The organism is Sulfoacidibacillus ferrooxidans, assembly GCF_022606465.1.
GTDB lineage: Bacteria > Bacillota > Bacilli > Alicyclobacillales > SLC66 > Sulfoacidibacillus > Sulfoacidibacillus ferrooxidans.
In genome coordinates this window covers 195,147-220,364 of the sequence record NZ_JALBUF010000001.1, presented here as the reverse complement: position 1 = coordinate 220,364, position 25,218 = coordinate 195,147, and the positions used below count along the sequence as shown (strand labels likewise).

The following is a 25,218-nucleotide window of genomic DNA, read 5'->3' as shown; positions in this document are numbered from 1 at the left end:
ACATATGGTAGTAGCAAGTCAATCATGCACTAAACCTGAAACTGCATTGATTCATTACTGAGATTTTGCGCATGTTCCGAAAGGGAAATACTTGCTGCGGCAATTTCCTGCGTGGCAGCTGTTTGTTCTTGTGTGGTTGCAGTGACGTTTGCAATGTCTAGAGCGACCTGCTCAGATAGCCTTGCAACGTTTTTAGCAATAGTGCGCAACGTCATTGAATGTGAAGTCATATCATGAGCAGATGTAAAAACACCTTCAACTTTGGTAGAGACATCCCCCACAAAAAATCCGATATCTGTAAAAATAGAACTGACTTGTTGCATCGCCAAGCTGCCTGCTCTTACTTGTTCTTTGTCCTCGCGAACTGCACGAACAAATGCTTTCGTTTCTTTTTGTATGTCTTGAACTAACCGGGCAATATCTGCAGATGCTTCTCTTGATTTTTCAGCGAGCTTACGTACTTCATCTGCTACGACTGCAAATCCACGTCCTTGATCGCCAGCTCGTGCAGCCTCAATAGCTGCATTTAATGCCAGTAGATTGGTTTGTTCAGCAATTTCATTGATGAGTTCAATAATCTCTCCAATTTTAAAAGAGCGATTATCGAGTCGTTCGATTCTTTCCTGATTGAGATCGGCGTTTTGTGCAATCCGGTGCATTTGCTCCAATGCACTATCGACTGAAAGATCCCCTTTGCTTTTATGTGTTACAAGATTTTTTGTTAATTGAACGGTCGCATCTGAGTTTGCCAATACAACTTCAATAGCCAAAAGGGTTTCTTCAAGGGTAGCTTCAATGGTGCTGACTTCTGTTCGCTGCATATCAGCTGCCTCAGAAACCTGTGCGGCATACTCCGCTAAATTGGTTGAGGAGCTAGATACTTCTTCTGTTGTTGCATTTAATTCTTGCGAAGTTGCTGCCAATTCGCCTGCAGCACCTTGTATTTGATGAATAAGAGATGCAATAGCTCCTTGCATATGTGCAAATGCCAAGGCTAATTGGCCTGTTTCATCGTTAGTTTGCAATCCAGTAGATTGTTTCTTGAAATCTCCACTTGCCATTCTTTTTGCAACGTCAACCATCGTTTTTAAATGTTTTGATATTTTTGTACTTAAATACAATTGAATGGCTATCGCGAGTATCGTTGCAATAATCGTACCCAAAGTATTGACTGTATGCGCATATGAAATAAAATTTTTAAATTGCACTTCTGCTTGTTGGCGAGAGTTGCGAATAGATTGTGTAAAGTGATTGAGTGATGTAATCGTTGGCGTCAAAGGAACCTTAACAAAATTTTCTTGTGCTTGTAGACGAAGTGTTCCAGAATCGACAGCTGTCATCGTTTGATAGTTATTCATTAAATATAGTGACCAATGTTGATTAAATGTATTGAGATCTGCATTGTAAATTTGTCTTTGCGAGGGCGGGGTGAGATGTATTTCTTGCATTAGTTGTATAGTCAATGTTCTGACTGCAGTTAAATCACTTTGATATGCATTGATGTAGTGTTGCTGTAATGAAGCTGGAGACATCAGAAAGCGCGCACCTTGTGAATCTGTAGTGCGTACCATGGTATCGAGTGACTGTACAGTAGTAAGTAAGCGGTCACTGCTATCAAGAATGCCTAGAGCCTGTTCTTGAGATGCGCTGTACAGGCTAGTAGAAATGATAATTGTAATGATATAGATGGCACTACCGACTACGGTGCCTGTTAAAAACTTAGATCGTATACTCCTCAATAAAGAATGCACCCCATTCATAAACTGATTACATTGCTTATTCGTTATGTGTAGTATGGATACACAAGAAATCCATGGATATTGATATTCGCGGTCCATAAGTATATTTCCTGCTTTGCAAAATGTATTTGTTGAAATATGTCGAGAAAGCACAGGGCTTACAGTTTCCTGTGCTTGTTCTTTTTTATGAAGTAGCTGGTCCTGCTTCTACGGTGACGATCGCGCCAATGGGTACAAGCGCATACACGCGTTTTGCAATAGGCGGAGGTAACTCTACACAACCAACGCTTTGTGGAAAGCCGTACTTGCTGCGAATAAAGCCGTGTACAGCGCAACCACCACTGAAGTAATTGATCCAGGGAATACCAGGATCATCGTAATAGGTTCCATTAGGATTTTGACCACGCATGGTTTGAGAACGGTATTTTAAATAGATAGGGAAAGATCCAATAGGGGTGCGCGCGCCTGCAATACCAGTGTTGCACAAACTACTTAATATGAGCTTGGATCCTTCGTACAGATATAGGCGCTCCGGGATATCTTCTTTTACAATAATGTGATAAGGCCCAGGAAGATCTTTTCCTTTATCCTTTTTGACTGAATGTGCGATGAGTTGCAGCAACTGTGGTGTAGCTATTCCATTTGTTTTTAGATGGTGATCATATTCATAAGTCATGACTGCACCTTCTGTATACACTCCAAAGTAGCCAGTGATTGTTGGATAAGAGTAATCATGTAGCGTCTGTAACTCTTTTTGTAAATGATATACAGCCTTTGATCTGGTATTAAGTAATAAGGTTACAAGCTTTGGTTTTGTTTTTACTTGAGGAGCGATTTGTTTTTTGTGGTGTACTACAGGACTGACGATAGGCGCAGGGGGAGTTACTCCAACTGCGTGATTTGTACCCGTTTGACAGCCGGAAAGTAGAAGACTACTTAGTACTACAAGAAGTGACAATGTACGTATCTTCACAATCAACTTATCCCCCTTAGAAAATGCACAGCGCATGTTGAACTACTTCATTAGACGTAAATTTTGCATAAGAGGTAGCACTCCCGTCACTATGAATAATAGAGAATACATGAAACTATGCTGGGGAATTACGAATTTTAGGCAAAAAAAATACCAGACCCTACATATGGTACTTATCTAGGTGCTGGTTCTGTATATGTATTAAGGTGCAGAAATCAATTCAAGATTTGTATGGTCAATGTATTGTGCTTGTTTCATTGTAATATAACCTGCAGTGACCATACTTTTTAAAACTTCCCATTGGCGTTTTTTAGCGAGCTGTATATGTTTCAAGGGATCATATAGGCTTGGAGCTTGTGGTAAACCAGCTAATATAGAGCATTCTGCTGGTGTCAATTGATTTACGGAACGACCAAAGTACACATGTGCAGCCTCACCTACACCGTAAGCACCGTGTCCAAGATATACTTCATTAAGGTAAAGCGCTAATATTTCATTTTTAGATAATGAATGACTAAGCATAATGGCGATAGCAATTTGTTTTATTTTGCGAGGAATGGTTTTGTGATCAGTTAAAAATATATCTTTTACAAGCTGTTCCGTAATCGTACTTCCGCCTTGTACGAGTTTTCTTTGCATCATATCGACATAAAGTGCGCGAAAAATGCCTTCAACATCTATGCCTTGATTGTGATAAAAGTTACGATCCTCTGTTGCAATGAGTGCATCTTGTAAAAATCGAGGAATATGCGTTAATGGCACATAGCCGCCGTGTGCTGTAGCTCTTGTTTGTACACGTTCGATCAACACGGTGGGTATAGATGGATTCCAAACAGATTTTATGTAGAGACCACTTGCAACGATAAATAGTGCAAAAAAAGTAAATAGCGTGATGATAATCCGTCTCATGCAAGCTGCCTCCTAGGAGCGCTAGCCCTACCTTTGCGGTGGTGGAAGGTCTCGATTGGTTCGGAGAACAGTTCGATGTTTGCGCATTTCTTCCACTACTAGCCTATCAAGCTGTGTTGATAATTGAATCATGACTGGATCATGAAGATCACCATGGCTTGCAAATTGCTCTTCCATCTTTTTTCTTATAGCCCACATTTCTGGGGTTTGACGATTTGGCTTGTGAGATGGAATAGACCGCTTGTTATTTTGGTTATTGTCTAGCATGCTCATATACTTATGGATCTCCACCCATACTACCAAGATAGAAGTAAGTTGAGACAAACTGTGTTATGGTCGTATAGCCATCGTTACACCATAACACAGTTATTTATAGAGGTTATTCAAAAAGGGGGGCAGAACTCCCCGGCGCATTGCAGCGTCAGCGCCAAGAACGCGCTCCCTCACGTACCCAAAACGTACGCTCAGTCCACATTCTTGGCTCGCTTCCTTGCACTGCGCGGGTCTTACCTGCCCCCTTTTTGAACAGGTTCTTATACTACTTATTGTTTCTGTAATCTATCTTTATGCATGGACAGGAGCTTCCATTACGTTGCGAATAGAGGTTACAGCAAGATCTAACTCTTCTTTTGTAATAATAAGTGGTGGTGCAAAGCGAATCACATTTTCATGAGTTTCTTTACATAAAAGTCCTTGATTCATGAGTGCTTCGCAATAAGGGCGAGCTTCAGTGGTCAGTTCCATGCCAACAAAGAGTCCCTTACCTCGAATTTCTTTGATGATTGGATTTTTAATGTCTCGCAATTGCTCCATGAAATAGGTTCCAAGTTCAAGAGATCGCTCTGCAAGATGCTCGTCAACAATCACATCGAGTGCTGCAATTGAGCATGCACATGCGAGCGGATTACCGCCAAAAGTCGATCCGTGTGATCCAGGTTCAAAAACTCCAAGAATATCACGGTCCGCTGCGACAGCTGAGATGGGCATGACGCCACCACCAAGAGCTTTACCTAAGATGTATATATCCGGGATAACATGTTCCCAATCGCAAGCGAATAGCTTCCCTGTCCGCCCGAAACCAGTTTGAATTTCATCAGCCACAAATAAAACGGCGTTTTCCTTGCAAATGTCATACGCAGCTTTAAGGAATCCTTCTTTTGGCATGATGATACCTGCCTCACCTTGAATAGGCTCGACAATAAAAGCAGCAGTGTGAGGAGTAATTGCTTGACGCAATGCGTCTAGATCTCCGTAAGGTATGATCTTAAATCCAGGGAGCATAGGGCCAAATCCGCGCTTGTATTCTTCATTAGACGACATCGAGACTGCAGCCATGGTACGACCATGAAAGTTACCTTCACATACAATAATCTCAGCTTTATCAGGAGTCACTTTTTTTACATCGTATGCATAGCGACGTACTGCCTTGACAGCCGTTTCAACAGCTTCAGCACCAGTATTCATGGGTAGAACCATGTGCTTGTGTGTCATCTCTGCTACTTTTTGATAAAAAGGTCCGAGTTGGTTATTGTGAAATGCGCGTGAAGTTAACGTCACTTTGTCTGCTTGATCTTTTAGTGCTTGAATAATACGTGGATGCCTGTGCCCCTGATTGACAGCAGAGTACGCACTAAGCATATCCATGTATTTTTTTCCTTCTTCATCGTAGATCCAAATGCCTTGCGCTTTTGCGACTACGACAGGTAGTGGATGGTAGTTGTGTGCACCATACTCTTCAGTTAGATGAATCATCTCAGCAGAATTCATGACTAGAGCCTCCTAACTTAAGCAAAGTACTTTTCAAAAGCAGTCACTAATTGTTGGGTTACATCTTCCATTGAATGTCCTTCAATTTGATGACGTTGAAGCAGATAAAGAAACTCGCCATCTTTTATAAATCCAATGGAAGGAGACGAAGGAGCGTAGTTTGTAAAGTAAGTGCGCACTTTCTTCGTCGCTTCCACATCTTGACCTGCAAATACGGTGACTCGGTGGTCAGGTTGAGGTCCCTTTTCTAGGGCTGCAGCAATTGCCGGACGAGCGATCCCTGCGGCGCAACCGCAGATGGAGTTAACTACAACCAGGGTCGTTCCCTTTGCGTTCTCAATGGCTACCGTCACTTCATCAGGAGTGCGCAACTCTTGAAATCCAATTTGCGTTAATTCTTCGCGCATAGGTTGAATAATCTCTAGAAAAATAGGGGAATCGTATGCCAATGGTAAAACCTCCTATAACGTTGTTACAATGATTATAGCATATTGAAACAGGACTGTTAGGGGTTCTGTGATTGTGATGATTGACTGATCTAGTTTATCTATGTTCCGAGGCGGCAGCTTGTGACAATGAAAGTGTGGACCAAGGATGTATCGAATTCTCTTCAGGTGCTTCCCACCCGATTTTGGTTAATGCAACAAATGCTGTTGCGAATTCTGGATCCCACTGTGTTCCACTGCCATCTTCAATAATAGACAATGCTTTTTCAATGGGCATTCCTTTTCGGTATGGACGATCAGATGTCATGGCATCAAAAGCATCAGCTACCGCGATAATTCTACCAAGCATAGGAATATCATAGCCTGCGAGTCCATCAGGATAGCCGAGGCCATCAAAGCGTTCATGGTGAGATCGCACACCTGGAAGTAAGGGCGCCATAGACTCACTAGGTTGTACTTGTTTTAAAATATCCTCGCCTAGAACGGGGTGTTGTTTCATCTGTTCGAACTCTTCGTGGGAAAGTTTTCCTGTTTTTAAAAGAACATCATCGCGCACTCCGATTTTTCCAATATCATGTAAGAGAGCGGATTTTCGAATAGTGGTCAATTCGGTTGTTGAATAACCAATATATTTTCCAATAGTAACAGCATAATGGGCGACACGGTAGGAATGACCTGCTGTGTATGGGTCTCTTGCGTCGAGAGCGGCTGATAGTGTGGCAAAATAACTATCAAGCAATGTTTCATTAATTGCATCGCGGTCAGATAAACCTTGTACCATCTGATTAAATCCAGAAATGAGGCGTGAAAATTCATCAGAATATAAATCTGTGGCACGCACTGCAAAATCGCCTTGTTCCACTTCATGCATGGTATTTTTTATACCTTCAATGGGAATGAGAATATTGCGCGCTAGGAGCCATGCACTCATGATGGCGAAACCAACACCTAACAAGAGAATCACAAATGCCCATCGCCAATACTCTGCAGACAGTGAAGGGTCCACTTGTTGTAGGCGAATTTGCGTAGCAATACTAAAAAGAAGCAATGGGAAAATGCTCATGATTAATAGACTCAATGCAAATTTTTTGCGTATGGAAACCAATACAGCACCGTGAAGTGATAGTTTCGTTGAAAAGCGATTGGACGCGATGTCGTTTAAACTGAGCAGTAATTCGCGAATCGATTCCGTTTCTAAAAAAAATTCTACTAAACTATGCATGCCAGCAATTAAGATAGCTCCAATGGCTGCAAAAACGACGTAGGAATAAGGTATCGTTAATAGATGCACAGACAGCTCCCACAGTGTCATCAGCATGGCTGGGATGGATAATCCTAATAAGTGCGGGCCCATAATGCGTTTGACTGAAAGCACTGGGAAACGATGAATTTGTGCATAGGCACGGTTTAGTTGCTCCACCGTGAGCGTTGACTGATCTTTGCGAAAAACAATCGCGATCGGCTGTAGATGACGTTGTAGTGCAAGAAATTCGCTAATCCACATAATGACAAGAGAGATCACAAGTGTTAAGAGTAGCGTAAGTAGTTGCCCATGTGGGACTCGAAGTGTAGAAAAGATAAAAATGCCACCGACACCTAGTACTGTAACGATAGAACTCACAGCGTAATTGACGATTAGTCGCAGTAAAAAACGACGGTATGTTGGTGTAGTACTGGAGTTAAACATGAACATAAAAGTCCCTCACAATGCTTTTGAATCATCTAAGTCTATCATATCACAGGAAGATTCAAGTTCGCAGGAAACTTATGGTGTTAAAACATGGGGTTGCTTAATAAAGAGAAGTATCTCACGCATGGATCATGGGGTAATGGGCAAATTAGTTAAGCAAACGGATTGTAGAAAATAGGAGGAAGGGCTGTTTGCTCGATGACCTTACGAAGCACGTTCTTTACGATTGCCTTTCTTGTCGTACTCGGATATACCTTGTGGGCATTTTGGAAAGTGATGTATCACCGTCAATTATTTATGCGACTTGGACAAGAGCGAGAGGCGCACGGAGAATCCCAAGAGCGCTTGCGAATTGCAATGCGGCAAGTTTTTTTACATACGAAGTTGTTTAATGATAGAAGTAGCGGATGGATGCACCTATTCATTTTTTATGGGTTTTTAATTGTACAGTTTGGTGCGTTACAAATTATTATTAAAGGATTTATAAAAGGTTATCAATGGCCAATTGGTGCTGCTGAACCATGGTTTAATTTATTTGAAGAAATCATCGTAGTGGCAGTTATTATTGCTGTTCTTTATGCTGGATACCGCCGTTTTGTTGAACGTATTAAGCGACTGAAAAAAACAGTCAAGGCTACAATTGTTTTATATTATATTATTGCACTGATGCTATCTGTGTTGTTCGTCCTTGCTTTTGAACGACTATGGCTTGGCATTCCGACATCGCCATACACTCCATTTTCGTCATGGTTGTCCTTACTTTTTCAAGGGATAAGCCAGAAAACTGCATACTGGTTATTTTATACATTCTGGTGGGTGCATTTAACTATTCTCTTAAGTTTTTTGCTGTATGTCCCGCAATCAAAGCATGCTCACTTACTCTATGCCCCATTTAATATCTACAGCATGGATGTGGGTCCACCAAGTATGCCTGTAGCACTCGATTTTTCAGATGAATCAGTGGAGGAGCTTGGAGCAGGTAAAATTGAAGATTTCACGCGTGGGCAATTGCTTGATCTATATTCTTGTGTGGAGTGTGGACGTTGCACTAACATGTGTCCTGCTAGTAATAGTGGGAAAATGCTATCGCCTATGCATATCATGACAAAACTAAGAGATCACCTAACGGAAAAGGCGGAATTAATAACGGGCAAGTCACCATGGGAACCTGCGCGCATCATGGGCGCTCCACTTCACATGGCGCATGTGATGACACCTGATATGGCGACACAAGGAACTCCTGCTCACTTTGTTCCAGATTCGCTTCTACATACAGACATTGGGCCCACGATGCATCGTCAAGCGAAAGCGTGGCACCTTGAGAAAAAAGACGCGCGCGAATTGCAACTGATTGGCGATGTCATGACAGAAGATGAGCTGTGGGCCTGTACAACGTGTCGTAACTGTGAGGATCAGTGTCCTGTGGGCAATGAACATCTCAGTCACATTTTTTCGATGCGTCGGTATCTTGTCATGACGGAAGGGAAAATGCCTTCTGAAGCACAACGAACACTCAGTCAAATTGAACGGCAAGGTAATCCCTGGGGTATTAGTCGCAAAGATCGCGTGAAGTGGCGTGATGAACGACCTGATTTAACCATTCCAACGGTTGAAGAAGTTAAGGAATTTGACTATTTGTTTTGGGTGGGATCGATGGCGTCATATGATCCGCGCAGTCGCAAAGTGGCTTTTGCATTTGTAGAAATCATGAGGCAAGCGGGCATCTCTTTTGCTATTCTTGGCAATGAGGAGGGTTCCTCAGGCGATACAGCGCGACGTCTTGGCAATGAATATTTATTTCAAGAATTAGCCCAGGCAAATATTGAAGTATTGAAGGAGTACAATGTAAAACAAATCATCACTTGTGATCCACACACGTTTAATGCATTTAAAAATGATTATCGGGAATTTGGGATGGAAGCACAGGTATATCATCATACACAAATGATAGCTAAGTGGTTACGAGAGGGATTGTTGCAACCAAAAACAGAAGTGAATGAACACGTGGTTTACCATGATTCTTGTTATCTCGGACGGTATAATGGAATCTATGATGACCCACGAGACATTTTGCGAGCGCTCCCTGGAGTAAAACTCACTGAAATGGAGAGAAATCGTGAAAATAGCATGTGCTGTGGTGCGGGTGGTGGGCGCATGTGGATGGAAGAGAAAGAGGGAAATCGCGTCAATGTGACGCGTGTGAAGCAAGCATTGATCGCTAATCCTTCTGTTATTGCATCCAATTGCCCATATTGTTTGACGATGATGGGCGACGGAGTAAAAGCAGTGGATGCGGAAGATGTATTGACGCTTGACTTGGCGGAGCTTGTATCGCAATCCCTTTCATAAGTATTGTATATGCAGGGAGAGGAGTATTGATATGCAGTTTGATCCTACGACTTTGAAATGGCAAGATGGCTACAAGTTACTGACAGGAGCCATTGTTCCACGTCCAATTGCGTTTGTGTCATCGATTTCTAGTACAGGTGTATACAACCTGGCGGCCTTTAGTTTCTTTACTGCCGTATGTGCTAATCCGCTAGCTATTGGATTTACGCCGATGAGGCGAATGGATGGATCAAAAAAAGATACGTTTAACAATATTATGGAAACCAAGCAATTTGTCGTTCATGTAGTAACGGATGCAATTGTTGAAGCAATGAACGAAACGGCACCAGAGTTTCCAGCTGACATTGATGAGTTTTCAGTGAGCCACTTAACGCCTATTAAAAGTACAAAAGTGAATGTTCCGCGCGTAAAAGAAAGCCCGATTGCCCTTGAGTGTGAACTGTGGCAAACCGTGGAGTTAGGGGATGGTGGTCCTGGTAGTAGTTCACTTGTTATAGGTAAAGTGGTACAGATACACGTTGCGGATGAACTTGTGGAGGATATGAAAATCGATACTGCAGCATTACACCCAGTTGCAAGGCTTGCGGGTCATCATTATACAAGGGTTAACTCGCAAACGATATTTGAGTTGGTTCGAAAATAAATATGCTGCCATACGATATAACCATATGATCGGGGAGATGTAAGGAGGGTTTTCTCCATATGGATGGTTCTGCCATGCGGCGCTTTGTGAAAAAAGAGTTTGGCATTCATTGCCTATCCATTGTACCAGTGAAATATGGGGTATATCGCATGGTCGCAAAAGATGGTCGAGTATTCGGATTAAAACGCATGAGATATGACCATGCACGCTTATTGTGGATGGATCATGCACTTGCGACTGTTAAGACACAAGGATTTCATGCTTTTTCATGGGGTACATGGAAGTATCCTAAAGGAGAATTGTATCCGTTTTTGTTGATGGATTGGCTAGATGGTCAGATGGCAGATCCATTCCTTTCTGAAGATCTTCGAGTGTCTGCTAATGTACTGGCAAAGTTTCATCAGGCTGGATCCAATCTCAGAGTACGAGGACATGGAGAGTTTGTCACGCTTGGAAGTTGGTTGCAACAATATAGAAGAGGGCTTCAGCTATTAGAACAATCCAGAAGAGAAAACTGGCCTTTTCTAAGACAAGATGGTGTATCTTTAGAAGTCTATCATACGCTAGAAGAACGAGCGCATAGGGCAATTGATGTATTGAAGAAACACCAATACGAGCAAATGAGTCTGCACAGTTCCGGCGTGCTGTGTCATGGAGACAGTGGGCCAGCAAACTTTATTATTTCTCGTGGGCAAGCGCAATTAATCGACTTTGAAACACTACGCATAGATGCACCTAGTTATGATTTGTTTCGAATGATCCGATTGACAAGTAAACAGCGCGGTTATGAGGGTGATTGGACGCAAGATATTATTCATGGCTATACGGATATGGCTTCGCTTTCTGATCAGGAAAGGCAGTTTGTTCTTGCATGGATGATGTACCCTTATAAAGTGTGCAAATTACTGCGTCATTATTCAACTGTCAGTACAACAAAACGAAAACAGGTGGAAAAAAAGTTAATTCGAGCAATAAAAAGAGAAAAGAATCAACATGTTTTGGTCAAACAACTACGTCGAGCACTGGATGTGTAATCTGGAGGTTGCCATGAAACGATGGATCGATCACTTGGGCAGAGAAGTCGATATAAAAGATGAGCCACAGCGAATCATATCGTTGTGCCCATCTTTGACAGAGACGTTATTTGCCTTAGGACTTCAAGAGCAAGTGGTAGGACGTACGAGATTTTGCATTCATCCTGCCCCGCAAGTGTTACTAAAACAAAATGTAGGTGGTACAAAACAAGTACATGATGAGGTCATCGATCAATTACAACCAGATGTTATTATCGCTGAAAAAGAAGAAAATACAGCACAAATGATTAGCGAGTTGGAGAAAAAGTACCCTGTATATGTCATCAATGTAGAGACTGTAGAAATGGCGTTACAGGCTATTGTCGATCTTGGGGCAATAACCGGTCGAGAGATGCAAGGGATAGCCCTTGCAAAACGCATCGAACAGACTCTTACACAGGCAAAAATCGAGGGTGGCTTGCGCTGCGCGTATCTTATTTGGGAAAATCCTTATATGGTGGCCGGTAAAAATACATATCTCAGTTCATGGCTTAGTTATTTTGGCTGGGACAACGTATGTAAGGTGATGAATGGTCGCTATCCTGCTGTAACGTTGGAAGAGCTGCGCCTATTGAATCCACAGGTGATTTTTCTCTCTTCTGAACCATACCCATTTTCGGAGGTCCATCGCAAAGAAATGCAACAATCTATACCAGGATCACAAGTCGTGTTGATCGATGGAGAGATCTCTTGGTATGGTGTTCATATGGAGCAAGCTGTAAAAGAAATGGAGCGTGTGCAGCAGATGGTGCAAAAGGGTGAGGAATTGCTTGATCTTCATACTAGGGAGACATTACAAACGGCACTTTTACATTGGAATATGATGAAAACAAGTGATGAGGATGATGCTGCAGAAGATGCAGATCGCTTTCAGACTGATTTTTATCGATTTATTGATGCGTTTTCCACATGGTGGAAGGCAACTCCTAACCGTACAGCACTGGAAGAAGAAGCTCGTGCAATGCCTGAGGTTCAGTGGATCGCAGATCGACTTCCTGTGGAATTATGGATTCCGTTTGAAGGTGAATTAAGAGAGCTTGTGGAAGGGCGCGAGCGCGAAGGGGATCATACTGAGCAATCGTGATAAGTGAGTACAGAAAGAGGAAGCTAACTTATGATGGGTTAGCTTCCTCTTTTGCATGTCATTTGTTGAAGGTGTTACATATTACATGGCGCGTAAATGGTGATCTGAAGTGGTAGTAGAAGTACCATTGGATACTTCATCTAAAGATTTTCCGCTTGGTTCCGGAAGTAACATGGTGATAAACATACCGAGTATGGCGAAGACAAACGTGATGTCAAGGGTTCCAGATAAACCAAGTGTTGCTGTGAGGATCGGAAAAAGTAGTGTACCGATAAATGCTCCGACTTTTGCAAAACCAGCGGAAAAGCCATGACCTGTCGTTCTCACACTAACAGGGAAGAGTTCAGCTGACATGACAAATGTCGTCGTATTTGGACCGAATTCTGCAAAGAAATAACTGATTGCATACAAGACCAAGAAAGGAACAACCATGGATGTAATTCCAGGAATGATGCCCATGAGTAAGAAGGCTAGACCCATGATGAAAAATCCGATGAGTTGTAATTTTTTGTGTCCGATTTTATCAATGGTACTAAATGCTAGGATGTAACCCGGAACAGCGGCGATAGCAAAGATCATAAGAGACCAAGATTCTGCAGTTAAAGCACTAGCATGAGGTGCAATGATTTTCATAATCAGTGGCGTGGAGATCGAGTTGCCATAGTATGCGTAGTCAAAAAAGAACCAAGTTCCAGCAGTGCCAAGCAAGGTGAGCATCAAACGACGATTAGATAGAAACTGGAGCAGGGTAAGTGGTTTTTCGAGTGTGCTTACTTGATCCGCCTGGATTGCACCATGTGAAAATTCACGGATACTATCAGTAGCAGCCTTGACTTTTCCGCGAACCTGCGCCTCAAAACGTGGTGATTCTGGCATAGTGCGACGGAAGTAGATGACTGCAAGCGCTGGAATGGCTCCAAGACCCAGCATGATCCGCCATGCGATATTTGCATTGACACCACTTGCAAGAAGAGTCATGGCAACGATAGGACCTGCGATGAGGCCAAGTGCTTGCATAGAGAATACAAGAGAAACTAATTTACCGCGATCTTTGCGATTAGCATATTCGCTCATAAGTACGGCGCTGACTGGATAATCGCCGCCAATGCCAAGTCCCATGATGAAGCGAAACACGAGAAGCCAGATCACACTCGGAGCGAATGCAGATAAGATGGCCCCAATAGCCATAATCATAGCTTCTAAACCGTATACTTTTTTGCGTCCAAATACATCTGAAATTCTACCGAAAATAAATGCCCCGAGGAATGCAGCTATGAGTGAGGTGCTACCTAGTAATCCGATCATATCCTTGCCTAAATGCCATTGACCTTTAATAAGAACAAGTGCGGCACCGATAATGAATAAATCGTAAGCATCGGTGAAAAATCCGGCTCCAGCAGTGAGTACAGCACGCAGATGAAAGAGTCCCATCGGTGCTTCGTCGAGTGCATGGCTTAATTCGTTTTGATTCGACATGTATGATGTCTCGCTGGTCGCAATATGGTTGTTGCGGCCTACGAGTGTCCCCCCTCTCGATTCTCGTATGTGCGGGGCGATCAACGCCACCGTGTTTCTACTACTCAATATAAAGCCGAATTGCTAAGGATCTGTAAATTTTGCGCGAAGGTTTATAGCGGGTAGTGTAAAGCTATTGCAAACTCTGTGGGATCATATAAAACTTGTACGCTCGCATACATTTGGAAAGGAAGGAAGGCTAAGGAGGACGTGCATCGTGACTTTGATTCGTCATCATAAAGTAGCTGTTGCCTTAAGTGGAGGAATGCTTCGAGGTGCAGCACATGTTGGGGTTTTACAAGCGTTAGAGGATATGGGGATTCAACCGGATGCGATTGCGGGTACTTCAGCGGGGGGAGTAGTTGCGGCACTATATGGAAGAGGGCTTTCAACTGAATTATTAGAAGAAGTAACGCATCAATTTAATGGACGTAAATTGCTTGATGTGTCACTTCCTATAACTGATGTTCTAAAGACCATTTCGTTATTGCCACTTTACTATTTACACATCATAAAAGGAGTCTCTCATCGCATCCCACCCGGATTCATTGTGGGGGGCAAACTTGAAGCATGGTTACATAAGCTAATAGACATTGCACCGACACGCCACGCTATTGCGCACTTAGTTGTAACCACAGATCTGTTATCTGGGAAAGCGGTTGTTTTTTATGATGCAACAGAGCGGCCAAAGACACTTGCGCGAGTAGAGTTTCTACCTATGATCGATCCGGTTGCCTCTATTCGAGCGAGTTGTTCATTGCCTGGGATCTTATACCCTAGAGCATATGCTAGTCGCTTACTTGTGGACGGCGCTCTAAGAAATAACCTACCTGTTGATTTACTGTACCATCTTGGCTATACAAAGGTAATTGCCGTGGATTTACATCAATCACAAATGGATGATCAAGTCACTCCATCCTTCTTTCCTGTGTTAGATCGCATGATGGATATTTTAATCGATGAATCCATGGAGTTGCGCATAAATAGATTTCGTCCATTTGTCATTCAACCGAATCTAGATGAGATTAAGTGGACCTCATGGGGTTTAATGGATAAAGCCGTTCAGATTGGTAGGGATGCCACAAAAGCACTCCAAAAAGACATCCTAGCCTATGTAGAGACTTGAAACGGCGTTAAACGATCACCACCATGTCTGCTTGGCCGATCAAAAAGAGTGGATAGTATTGGCGACAAAGAGAAACAGGAAATCTCCATTCAAGGTCTATGATCAACAGTTGGATTGCAATTATTGGTTCAGTTAGTTTTAGTTAATCTTTTTTATAATGAAAGCGTTTCAGCTAATAATAAAAGGTAGTTACTGAGGAATTATTGTTGGACGTTCTCGCTTTAGACATGTTAGACTAAGTAGCGAAGCATCATAACGCATATAAATGTATGATATTAGTACATTTAATCATGGTATGGATTTGAACGGAGGCTTTTTTATGGCGCATCAACTCGTCTTAATCGGCGGAGGATATGCTGGAATGTATTTTTTGCGCACGACTCTAGATCTCTTGCCATCGGATGTAGAAGTTACCTTAGTCGATCGATTACCTAAAAGCCCTTTAAAGACAGAGTTTTATAGTATTGCGGCAGGTACTTCATCGTTAAAAGAAGTTACACTTCCTTTTCCTCATCACCCTCAGTTAACGGTCGTGTACGATGAAGTTATCGGCATTGATCAAGAAAAGAAGCAGTTGACTCTGCGTGAAAAAGACATTTTACCGTATGACACGCTGATCGTTGCACTTGGCTGTGTCGATCGCTTTCATAAGATACCTGGGGCCGAAGAATTCTCTTTAAGTTTACAGAGCTTAAAGCGAGCACAAATTACAGGACATGAAATTTTGACATTAGATGCTTATCGATCGGTGGTATTAGTTGGAGCAGGACTTACTGGAGTCGAATTGGCAGCTGAATTGCGTGAGACACGACATGATTTAAACATTACCTTGATTGATCGCAATGATCTTGTCCTAAATGGATTTTCAGATAAACTTCGTCAATATGTAGAAACATGGATGACTTCTCATGATATACAAGTACAACATGGCATAAAGGCGCAGAGCATTTTTTGTGATCATATGGTGCATGAGCAGGGTGAACTAGCTTTTGATAAGTTGGTGTGGACCGCAGGGATTCAAGCAAACCCGTTTGTTCAATTGATTGTGGGTGCAGATTTTGATTCCATTGGGCGAGTGATCGTGGATGAAGAACAGCGTTTACCGAGCAATCCGGACATTTATGTGATTGGTGATTGTGCTGCATCAGAGCACCCACCGACTGCACAATTGGCTGAATTTCACGGCGAGTATGTAGGACAAGTATTAGCTGGCAAGTGGCGCGGGCAACAAGTGCCGAAGCGTTCTTTCACTACAAAAGGAATCCTCGGTTCACTTGGACGAGGTACTGGGTTTGGAACATTAAAGGGTGTTGATATGTCAGGGAAGATACCACGCATGTTAAAAAGTGGTGTTTTATGGTCGTACAAAAAACACGTTGAAAAAAAATGATGAGTACTGAATTCCATATGAATAAAGGTTTAACTTGACGGTAGTAGGATCATATGAGTATGATATATGTACTGTTTTTATCGCGATGGAGCTCGCGTAATTTCTCTTATGTAGAGAATGATGGCCCCTACAGATGGACTCGACGAGAGTAACTCTGTAGGGGCTTTATTTTGTTTAGAGAAAGGGTGAAAAGATGAACAAGAAATCTTTGGTCTGGAAACAGTATCTCGCTATTGCGGCATTTGCAGTTTTAGGTGCGCTCGCACGACAAGAATTAGAAATCATTCTTCCACCTCTATCAGGAACAGGATTTCCTATCGCAACGTTGCTTATTAACCTTAGTGGCGCTTTTTTCTTGGCGTGGTTCTATACTGTGACGACGAGTTTCATACCCATTGTACAATGGCTTCGCACAGGTGTTGGAACTGGCTTTGTTGGATCCTATACGACTTTTTCAACATTTATGGTTGAATCACAAGCGCTTTTAGCACATGGGGCAATTGTAGTAGCGGCAGTCTATATAGTGATTAGTTTTGTGGGTGGATTTGCAGTTGCTTGGTTTGGTGTCTATTTGGGCAATGTTTTGAATCATAAAAAACATGCGCCGATCGATGGGGAGTGAGAGAATTGGTGGACTGGCTCGGAATTGCGTTAGGTGGTGTGGCTGGGGCATGGATGCGTTTCTTTGTTACCAATCGAATCAATGCAATTTGGAATAAAAACTTTCCTTTAGCTACCTTTTTAATCAATATTACAGGTGCTTTTTTTCTTGGTTTTCTCTATGCAGCTGTGCGCCCTCATAATGTACTTGATATGTGGTTGCGCAATTCGATCGGTGTTGGCTTTATAGGGGCCTATACGACCTTTTCTACGATGATGTATGAAACTATGACCCTTTTTGGGCGCAAGCAGATCAAAATTATGGGCGTGTATCTGGTGGCAAGTCTTGTGGTTGGATTATTGGGTGCTTTCATCGGTGCATCCATATAAGATCCTTACAATAAGATCATTACGCATGAGGTGACAGCGCGTGAGGATGCACTGCTCAGGTTAGGAACGAATGCATAGCGCTGTCACAGTAAGTGTACCTGCATAGTATGCAGGTACACTTACTTTAATGTACCTAAAAATTCCATGATTTGAGGTTTTGTTTTTGCGAATTTACTATGCAAATGTGCAATTTTTTCTCCGTTTTTGTAAATCAGAAGACTAGGTACACCACGAACTTCGTACTTCTCACTAAGATCCGGGAAATCTTCAGCGTTAATTTCAAACCAGCTTTTATCTTGGTGATTGGCAATGATGTCATCAATAAAACGATTGAGGTTTTTACAGTCTGGGCACCATGAGGTAATGAACTTCATCACCGTATAGTTGTCCTCTGAAATGGCTTTTGAAAATTGCTCTTCTGACGTGATCGTTTGCATCATGACGCCTCCTTAGTTACTTACATTTTATTGTATCATACCTTGTCTAGTCGCTCCATCTTACGAAGAATTCGTGTAAAATGTAGTGAGCAGCATCAAAAAGGAAGTATCGACGAATTCGTCGAATACTGATATTATCATTATAGTATAACAGTCATCATTGGAGAAGAGGTGTACTACGTGTCAGTTCAAACGCAGGAGGGGAATCCAAGCATCAGTGGATCCGTTGAGAAACAGTCCAATCATCTAGGACTGATGAGCTTTGCCCATTTTCTTAATGATGGATCGGCCAATTACCTGCCAGGTATCTTGCCAGCTATTTTGCTCGCTTTACATGAACCTTCAGCGATGGCTGGGGTATTAATGGCCGCATTATTGATTGGGCAGGCTTTACAGCCCTTTACAGGAATATGGGCAGATCGTGTAGGGGGACGCCTTATTTTTATTTTTGGTCTTATGGGCAGTTCCATTGGGGGAGCTTTATTAGGCTTTAGTCATGCATTGTGGGTACTTATCTTATTTTTATTTGTGATTGGCATTGGCAATGCCATGTTTCATCCCCAAGCCTTGGCCATTGTGCGCTCTTCAGTGAACCAAAAACGTCAGGGATTAGGCTTATCTGCTTTTCTGGTAGGTGGTGAGCTTGGACGCGGTGTATTTCCAATGATTACTAGTTTTATCGTGGTAGCATTGGGTCTTGCGAACTTATGGTTACTTGCCATACCAACATTACTCACTGTTCCTTTTTTGTTGCGATATGCTCCACAATTACCAGCTCAAACTAAAAAGTCACGGCGCATCGACTGGAAGAAACATGCGAAACCCATGTGGTTTTTAGTGAGTTTTGCTAGTTTGCGTTCACTCATCATCTATGGAGTGGTAACCTTTATTCCGATTCTCTGGCACGCGCGTGGAGGGAATCTCGTCGTAGGTGCTTCCATTATAACTACGCTTCTTGTCGTCGGGATTGTAGGCAATTTGTTGGGTGGTCATTTAGCTGATCGCTATGGAAGACGGCCCTTGTTAATAGTATCAAGTGTTTTTTCGGCTGTTATTGTAGCATTACTTGCTGTTGTCAGTGGACCCTTACTGTGGTTACTTGCAGGGTTACTGGGAATCGCACTATTTGCCAGTGTTCCCGTTACAGTATTGGTGGGACAGGATATTTTTCCTGAAAATCGCTCATTAGGTTCAGGCATTGCACTAGGTCTTGCCAATGGAATCGGAGCCATGTTAGTTCTTGTGATCGGAATGTTTATTAGTTCGATTGGTGTCACCGGGATATTAGTTGTGATTGGTATTCTTGGATTAGTGGATACGGGGATTGCAATTGCTATGCCAAAAATCATGACAGAGCATCATGGCAGTGCATCAGCACATTCATAAGAAGGGCATTGTGGTGGGTAGCCTCGATAGAAAGTTGCCCACCACATTCAACTTGATTTTATAAGTTAACCCGCTAGTTTTGCGCTTTCTTGGCGCAGACGTAGGCTATTGACTACTACTGTAACCGAACTAAGTGCCATCGCTGCACCGCAAACCATCGGGTTTAAAAATCCAAGTGCAGCAAGTGGAATGCCTACGAGATTATACATCAAAGCCCAAAAGAGATTTTGACGAATTTTGCGCATGGTGAGTTCACTAAGCTCAAGCGCCTGAATGACCCGCGTTGTTTCTGAACTCATAATGGCTATATCTGCAGCTTCAAGTGCGACATCTGTTGCAGTCCCTAGTGCTATTCCTACGTCTGCTGCTGCTAGTGCTGGGGCATCATTAATACCGTCGCCAATCATGGCAACGATATGTCCGGACGTTTGTAATTCGTGTATGATTTGGGCCTTTTTCGATGGAGAACTGCTAGGATATACTTCATCGATCTGCAGTTTTTGTGCAACGGATGCTGCCGCATGATGGTTGTCCCCAGTAACTAGCACAATCCGACAAGAGATATCGCTCAATCTCTGGATGGTAGAAAATGCGTCTGGCTTGATGGTATCTGTTAATGCAAGAATTCCCATAGGCAACCCTTCACTTGTTACAATCACAGTGGTTTTCCCTTGTGCCTCATAAAAGTCAATCTGTTTTTCTATGTGTGGACTAAAGCGTATGGCTTGTATATCTGGTTGTCCTACAAAGATTTTTTTCCCCCGAACCACACCACGTACACCAACACCTGCAATAACCTCAGTATGATTGGCTTGCTCGATGGTAAATCCTTGTTCGAGTGCTCTTTGGTAAATGGCTTGTGCAATCGGATGCTCGCGTTGCGCTTCAATTGCAGCTGCAGTTTTGATTAAAGTGGAAGATGTGATTCCGCGTAGTGGCCATACATCACTGACCACCATTTCTCCTGCAGTTAATGTTCCTGTTTTATCAAATACGATCGTATCAATTTGAGTTAAGCGTTCAAGAAATTCTCCGCCTTTGACTAAAATGCCGCGTTTAGCGCCAATTTCTGCTCCCACCATAATGGCAGTTGGCGTGGCTAACCCAAGTGCACAAGGGCAAGCGATGACAAGTACACTGACTGCAGGTAAAAAAGCAGCATCTAATCCTCGCGTGATCGCCCAAAATGTGAAAGTCGCAACAGAGAGAAAGAGCACAATAGGTACAAAGATACCACTAATCGCATCAGCTAGACGTTGTATAGGTGCTTTTGATCCTTGTGCAGCATCAACCATGTGCATTATTTGAGCAAGTAGTGTTTCCTCACCTGTACGCGTAATTCGAACCAGAATGGGATTTCCCTTATTGATGGTGGCCCCTACAATTACATCTCCCGGTCCTTTTAAAACGGGAAGTGATTCTCCTGTAAGCAACTGCTCATCCATCATGGTTGATCCTGCAACGACCATGCCATCGCTTGGCGCTGGTTCATTGCGATAAACCCGAACAAGATCGCCTATAGATAAGTTTGCGACAGGTATATCTTTTTCTTGACCAAAAATGATCGTGTGTGCTGTTGTTGCTTCGAGATTGGCTAGGGCACTGACGGCATCACTTGAAGCTAATTTGGCTCTTTTTTCAAGCAGTTTACCAAGGAAGATGACTGTAATGACAGTAGCGGAGCTATCAAAATATAGCTCCGTATGTCCCTGTGCCCACAAGATGACACTGTATCCATAAGCCACTGTAGAGGAAAGTGCAACAAGTACGTCCATATTGGTGGATCGATTGATGAGTGCATAGTATGCACCTTTATAAAATCGCCTGCCTACGTAAAATTGTACAGGAGTAGCTAAGGCAAAACTGACCCAAGTTGGCAAGGGGGAGTTATTGGTTTTGATCATCACAAACATCTGAATCAAAAGGGGGAGCGTAAATAGAGTAGAGAGCCAAAACTCACGAAGATCTGACTGATAAGCACGCTCCTTCTCTTTTCGTGTTTGCCGAATATCTTCCTTGGTGACAACCTTTGCACCGTACCCAATTTTAGAAATAGCTGCAATGATGGCATCTTCTCGTAAGGTATCATCGCGTAAAATAATATGTGCTTTTTCGGAAGCAAGATTGACGTGTACGGTTTCAACACCTTCTAGTTTACCCACTGTTTTTTCTATGCGTAGTGCGCAAGCTGCACAAGACATGCCGGAGATATCGAGCTCAAATTCCTGAACCTGCTGTTCTGGTTTTGTACGTGTCGCCTCCATTAAACTAAACCGCCTCGCATTCAAACTTGTGACGTGTGATCCAATAGGGCTGTCCATATCGGTCTCGTTAACAAGTTATTCGCACATAGCGCAAATCATGCGAGGCGGCAAGTGTAATTGTCAGTGTTCAGGGACAAGTGTGTCTGATGTTTGTTTTGAACGCGCGAGAGGCTCTGGTAAAACTTGCAATGCCATATAGCAGATGACGCCAAATAAAGCAGTGACAACAGCTGTATGTAGGATTTGCGCGATCAACGAGATGTGACTATCGATCAGAAAGATTCCTGCTGCGATTTGAAGAATAGTAAAAGTGAGTGCAGCAAGACTTCCTTTCCATAGATCAGGTCGTTGTGCCCGAAACTTATAGGATTGCACGACAAGGTGCACGATGAGAAGCAATAAACCGGCTGCAATCGTGCGATGTAAGAGATCGATCCACAAAGCGTGATGTGGCGTTTGTAAGCTCTCTGCAGGCACAACAAGCCCCGAAAAAGAATCTGCAGCGCCAGAACTAGCAACATAAGCCCCAATATACATGGCGACATATAGATAAGAAAATGTAAACCACACGGCACTTTCATAGGACTTTGTTACAGCGTGAGGTCGTAATGGCATCAACTCATGAGTTGTCCCATCATGTGTGTGGCGTTTGATTTGAGAAATGACAATTTGAAGCAAAAGTACTGCTGCAAATGCAATCAGCGATACGCCAAAATGAGTGGCTAATTCTGCGGGTGGATCTCCAAATAGGACACCAAGGGCACCAAGGAGTGCCTCGACGACAACAAATCCTACAGAGATGAGCGATAATACACGGACTTCAATAAAGCGCCCATAATTGACCCAAGCGAACACGCCAAAAGAAATTAATAGAATACTGACCAATCCAACTAAACCCCTATGTCCAAATTCGATGAGCGTATGCAGATCAAAACTAGATGGGATGAGCTGGTTGTTACAGAGTGGCCACTGCCGCCCACAACCGAGTGCTGAGCCTGTATCTGTATCGATAAAACCCATGGTATTGACGACAAAAACACCAATGGGTGTGGCGACAGATAAAATGTCTGTTATTTTTTTGCTTATGTGACCTTGTGCAAATTGCACGGGTGAACCTCCTCGTCAAGTTAAATGGCTGCACTCACAATCATGAAAATAAAAAGTAATGGAAGGTATAGAAGAGAATAGGCAAATGTTCGCTTCGCCCAAACAAAAGTCGTATCGGATTCAAACAGTGTGAAAATAGTTAAAGTGATAAACAAGAGACCAACAGCACCTGCAATGACAAGATACAGTGCGCTCACTGTGTGTGTGAAATAGAGTAATGAAGAAGTGAGTAATAAGCAGATCGCATAGAGAACACTTTGTTTTTTGGTTTTACGAGCACCTCGCGCAACAGGCATCATCGGTATACCAGCGCGTGCATAATCGTCGCTACGGTACAGTGCAAGTGACCAAAAGTGTGGTGGCGTCCACATAAAGATCACAGCAAACATGATCAGCGCAGGTAGTTCAATATGACCGGTTACTGCTGCCCATCCGATCAGTGGAGGAAAAGCGCCAGCCCCACCACCAATGACAATATTTTGCGGCGTTCTGCGTTTGAGCCACATGGTGTAGATAACGACATAATAGAAAGCACCAAGCATAGCAAGAATCGCAGTAAGCGGATTGACCCATACATATAACACGAGAAAGGCAAGTGAAATGAGGCTTAAACCAAACAGCAGTACTTCAAGTGCAGTGATCGAGCCACTTGGTAAAGGGCGTTTATGCGTGCGTTCCATCATGGCATCAATATCTCGGTCATACCACATGTTGAGCGCGGCTGATCCCCCAGAAGATAGTGCTAGGCCGAGCAGAGCAGCACTTGTAATCCGGAATTCAGGCAATCCTCGGTGTGCCACCATCATGGCGCATAACTCCGTAAATAATAGCATGATCTGAATGCGCGGCTTTGTTACCTCATAATAAGCTTGAGCTGCTCTATATACTTTTTGTATCCAATACAGATTTCTGGTACCTTCAGATTCAAATGCAGGCACGTATGCTCACTCCTCCACCATTGACACTACCTGTTCGACATGTCGCTAGAAATATCTACCGCATATCGTTATGGGTATTATTTCTCATTTACAGGTAAAAGTATGCAAAAATAATGTTGTCCAACAAGATAAAATACAATAGTCCAAATGGATGATGGAATGCTCTGTTGCTACTACGTTTGTATTAGTCTAAATGACACTGTTTGGAGAGATTCCAAGAGCGTACAGTAAAGCTAACAAACATAGCAGAAAGAGGGTCACATCACATGACGACTACGCAAACACTTAAAGGATCTGAATTAAACGTCGTGCAATGGCAGGTGACCGGTCATTCACAACCATTGTCGACTTCCTATGCGCATCACATGATTGATCAAATAGCGGATATAGGAACAGCAAAACTTGTAATACGTGGTGATAATCCGATGCAGAGAAAAGATTTATTTTCATTGATTGACTATGCGACTTCAAGAAACATATCTGTATCACTGGCAACAGAAGGAATAGCGAAGATGAGCGTGCGAGCGGCGGCGAATGCTCGGGATGCAGGGATCTCCCGTTGGGCAATTAGAATGAATACTTGGCCAGATTTATTGGATACGTTGAGCGCTTTTCGAATATCAGAGTTAAGACCGTTTCGTGCCGGGTACTTGTTAGCCGATCACGATGTGCCGATCGAAATTGATACGACCGTTACGAACGCAAATTTAAAGCATCTTGAACAAATTGCGGATATCGCTCAATATGTATTTGGAGCAAAAACGTGGAATGTAGAGATGGGCACTCCCAGTAAGCGTGTTATGAGCAGGCAGATGGTTACGGCAGATCAAGCGGAGCATTTGTTGCGGTGGATGTATAAGGAGACCTCTATGCGCACGATCCAGATTACAACTACAGACGCGCCATTTTATGAGCGCATTATGCTACAAGAACGCAGTAAACAGTCTCATGATAGTAGTATGCCTGATGCTGATAGGGAGATAACCGATGATCAACTAGTTACTATCGGGGCACAAAAAATTCCGCATGATGGGAATGGAGAAATTTTCATTTCGCATCAAGGGGATGTTTATCCGAGTGAACATTTACCTCTCATCGTAGGGAATATAAGAAAGCAAGAACTGGGTGATGTGTATGAACATAGCCCGTTACTTCAAGAATTACGCACTGGCGATAGATTGCATGGGAAATGCAGTGAATGCGTATTTCGCAATGTGTGTGGCGGTTCACGGGCGCGTGCATTTGCAATGACTGGTGATTATATGGCTGCTGATCCTTTATGTGCGTATGTGCCTACACTCACGAACAGTCCTGTATCACCGATTCAATAATTCATAAGCGCCATATGGTCAGCATCCTCTTATAGAGGTTGTTCAAAAAGGGGTCACAACT

22 protein-coding genes are annotated in these 25,218 nt (G+C 43.0%); 10 read left to right on the top strand and 12 right to left on the bottom strand.

The genetic code is table 11. The features are described from left to right. Positions 1 to 29: 29 nt before the first annotated feature. The 7 genes from MM817_RS01225 to MM817_RS01195 form a co-directional block, all read right to left on the bottom strand. Positions 30 to 1,739, bottom strand: a complete 1,710-nt coding sequence (locus MM817_RS01225) for a methyl-accepting chemotaxis protein (protein ID WP_241711614.1) — start codon at positions 1,737 to 1,739, stop codon at positions 30 to 32. Positions 1,740 to 1,923: 184 nt separating this feature from the next. Beyond that, positions 1,924 to 2,712, bottom strand: coding sequence for a L,D-transpeptidase family protein (locus MM817_RS01220; protein ID WP_241711613.1), 789 nt, complete (start codon positions 2,710 to 2,712; stop codon positions 1,924 to 1,926). A gap of 201 nt (positions 2,713 to 2,913) precedes the next feature. After that, positions 2,914 to 3,621, bottom strand: coding sequence for a transglycosylase domain-containing protein (locus MM817_RS01215; protein ID WP_241711612.1), 708 nt, complete (start codon positions 3,619 to 3,621; stop codon positions 2,914 to 2,916). A gap of 27 nt (positions 3,622 to 3,648) precedes the next feature. Next, positions 3,649 to 3,894 (bottom strand): Spo0E family sporulation regulatory protein-aspartic acid phosphatase, encoded by a 246-nt coding sequence (locus MM817_RS01210; RefSeq protein WP_241711611.1) that lies wholly within the window; start codon positions 3,892 to 3,894, stop codon positions 3,649 to 3,651. 291 nt (positions 3,895 to 4,185) lie between these two features. Further along, entirely contained in the window at positions 4,186 to 5,388 is a 1,203-nt protein-coding gene (locus tag MM817_RS01205) for an ornithine--oxo-acid transaminase (protein ID WP_241711610.1), read from the bottom strand. A gap of 17 nt (positions 5,389 to 5,405) precedes the next feature. Then, positions 5,406 to 5,837 (bottom strand): BrxA/BrxB family bacilliredoxin, encoded by a 432-nt coding sequence (locus MM817_RS01200; RefSeq protein ID WP_419723355.1) that lies wholly within the window; start codon positions 5,835 to 5,837, stop codon positions 5,406 to 5,408. Positions 5,838 to 5,931: 94 nt separating this feature from the next. After that, complete coding sequence (locus MM817_RS01195; protein WP_241711609.1) at positions 5,932 to 7,527, bottom strand: HD-GYP domain-containing protein; 1,596 nt, start codon at positions 7,525 to 7,527, stop codon at positions 5,932 to 5,934. Positions 7,528 to 7,722: 195 nt separating this feature from the next. Here MM817_RS01195 and MM817_RS01190 point away from each other — a divergent pair, with 195 nt between their 5' ends. Genes MM817_RS01190 through MM817_RS01175 form a run of 4 tightly spaced genes read left to right on the top strand, consistent with a single transcriptional unit; the run spans position 7,723 to position 12,673 of the window. Further along, positions 7,723 to 9,873 carry a (Fe-S)-binding protein gene (locus MM817_RS01190; protein ID WP_241711608.1) on the top strand — a complete coding sequence of 717 codons (2,151 nt, stop codon included), beginning with the start codon at positions 7,723 to 7,725 and terminating at the stop codon, positions 9,871 to 9,873. Between the two features lie 31 nt (positions 9,874 to 9,904). After that, positions 9,905 to 10,516, top strand: coding sequence for a flavin reductase family protein (locus MM817_RS01185; protein WP_241711607.1), 612 nt, complete (start codon positions 9,905 to 9,907; stop codon positions 10,514 to 10,516). A 59-nt stretch (positions 10,517 to 10,575) separates the two neighbouring features. Then, positions 10,576 to 11,550, top strand: a complete 975-nt coding sequence (locus MM817_RS01180) for a phosphotransferase (RefSeq protein ID WP_241711606.1) — start codon at positions 10,576 to 10,578, stop codon at positions 11,548 to 11,550. Positions 11,551 to 11,563: 13 nt separating this feature from the next. Beyond that, positions 11,564 to 12,673, top strand: coding sequence for an ABC transporter substrate-binding protein (locus MM817_RS01175; RefSeq protein ID WP_241711605.1), 1,110 nt, complete (start codon positions 11,564 to 11,566; stop codon positions 12,671 to 12,673). 81 nt (positions 12,674 to 12,754) lie between these two features. Here the strand turns inward: MM817_RS01175 and MM817_RS01170 are convergent, their stop codons facing one another. After that, a complete protein-coding gene (locus MM817_RS01170) occupies positions 12,755 to 14,149 on the bottom strand; it encodes an MFS transporter (RefSeq protein ID WP_241711604.1) in 1,395 nt (464 codons plus the stop codon). A 256-nt stretch (positions 14,150 to 14,405) separates the two neighbouring features. Between MM817_RS01170 and MM817_RS01165 the strand changes: the two genes are divergently transcribed. The 4 genes from MM817_RS01165 to crcB all read left to right on the top strand — a co-directional run bounded on the left by MM817_RS01165 (position 14,406) and on the right by crcB (position 17,694). Then, a complete protein-coding gene (locus MM817_RS01165) occupies positions 14,406 to 15,314 on the top strand; it encodes a patatin-like phospholipase family protein (RefSeq protein WP_241711603.1) in 909 nt (302 codons plus the stop codon). A 319-nt stretch (positions 15,315 to 15,633) separates the two neighbouring features. After that, positions 15,634 to 16,704: an NAD(P)/FAD-dependent oxidoreductase gene (locus MM817_RS01160; protein ID WP_241711602.1), complete on the top strand. Its 1,071-nt coding sequence runs from the start codon at positions 15,634 to 15,636 to the stop codon at positions 16,702 to 16,704. A gap of 193 nt (positions 16,705 to 16,897) precedes the next feature. Continuing rightward, positions 16,898 to 17,326 (top strand): fluoride efflux transporter FluC, encoded by a 429-nt coding sequence (locus MM817_RS01155; RefSeq protein WP_241711601.1) that lies wholly within the window; start codon positions 16,898 to 16,900, stop codon positions 17,324 to 17,326. A gap of 8 nt (positions 17,327 to 17,334) precedes the next feature. Next, positions 17,335 to 17,694, top strand: coding sequence for a fluoride efflux transporter CrcB (crcB, locus tag MM817_RS01150; protein ID WP_241711600.1), 360 nt, complete (start codon positions 17,335 to 17,337; stop codon positions 17,692 to 17,694). A 119-nt stretch (positions 17,695 to 17,813) separates the two neighbouring features. On the opposite strand, the gene MM817_RS01145 is transcribed toward crcB, so the two are convergent. After that, the gene (locus MM817_RS01145; protein WP_241711599.1) at positions 17,814 to 18,131 is read right to left on the bottom strand and encodes a thioredoxin family protein; all 318 of its coding nucleotides are present in this window, start codon (positions 18,129 to 18,131) and stop codon (positions 17,814 to 17,816) included. Between the two features lie 180 nt (positions 18,132 to 18,311). Here MM817_RS01145 and MM817_RS01140 point away from each other — a divergent pair, with 180 nt between their 5' ends. Beyond that, complete coding sequence (locus tag MM817_RS01140; protein WP_241711598.1) at positions 18,312 to 19,517, top strand: MFS transporter; 1,206 nt, start codon at positions 18,312 to 18,314, stop codon at positions 19,515 to 19,517. Between the two features lie 65 nt (positions 19,518 to 19,582). On the opposite strand, the gene MM817_RS01135 is transcribed toward MM817_RS01140, so the two are convergent. The 3 genes from MM817_RS01135 to MM817_RS01125 form a co-directional block, all read right to left on the bottom strand. Next, positions 19,583 to 21,781 (bottom strand): heavy metal translocating P-type ATPase, encoded by a 2,199-nt coding sequence (locus MM817_RS01135; RefSeq protein WP_241711597.1) that lies wholly within the window; start codon positions 21,779 to 21,781, stop codon positions 19,583 to 19,585. A gap of 120 nt (positions 21,782 to 21,901) precedes the next feature. Beyond that, the gene (locus MM817_RS01130) at positions 21,902 to 22,888 is read right to left on the bottom strand and encodes a COX15/CtaA family protein (RefSeq protein ID WP_241711596.1); all 987 of its coding nucleotides are present in this window, start codon (positions 22,886 to 22,888) and stop codon (positions 21,902 to 21,904) included. Between the two features lie 20 nt (positions 22,889 to 22,908). Next, entirely contained in the window at positions 22,909 to 23,826 is a 918-nt protein-coding gene (locus tag MM817_RS01125) for a heme o synthase (RefSeq protein WP_241711595.1), read from the bottom strand. A 266-nt stretch (positions 23,827 to 24,092) separates the two neighbouring features. Between MM817_RS01125 and MM817_RS01120 the strand changes: the two genes are divergently transcribed. Continuing rightward, entirely contained in the window at positions 24,093 to 25,157 is a 1,065-nt protein-coding gene (locus MM817_RS01120) for an SPASM domain-containing protein (protein ID WP_241711594.1), read from the top strand. The last annotated feature ends 61 nt before the right edge of the window (positions 25,158 to 25,218 follow it).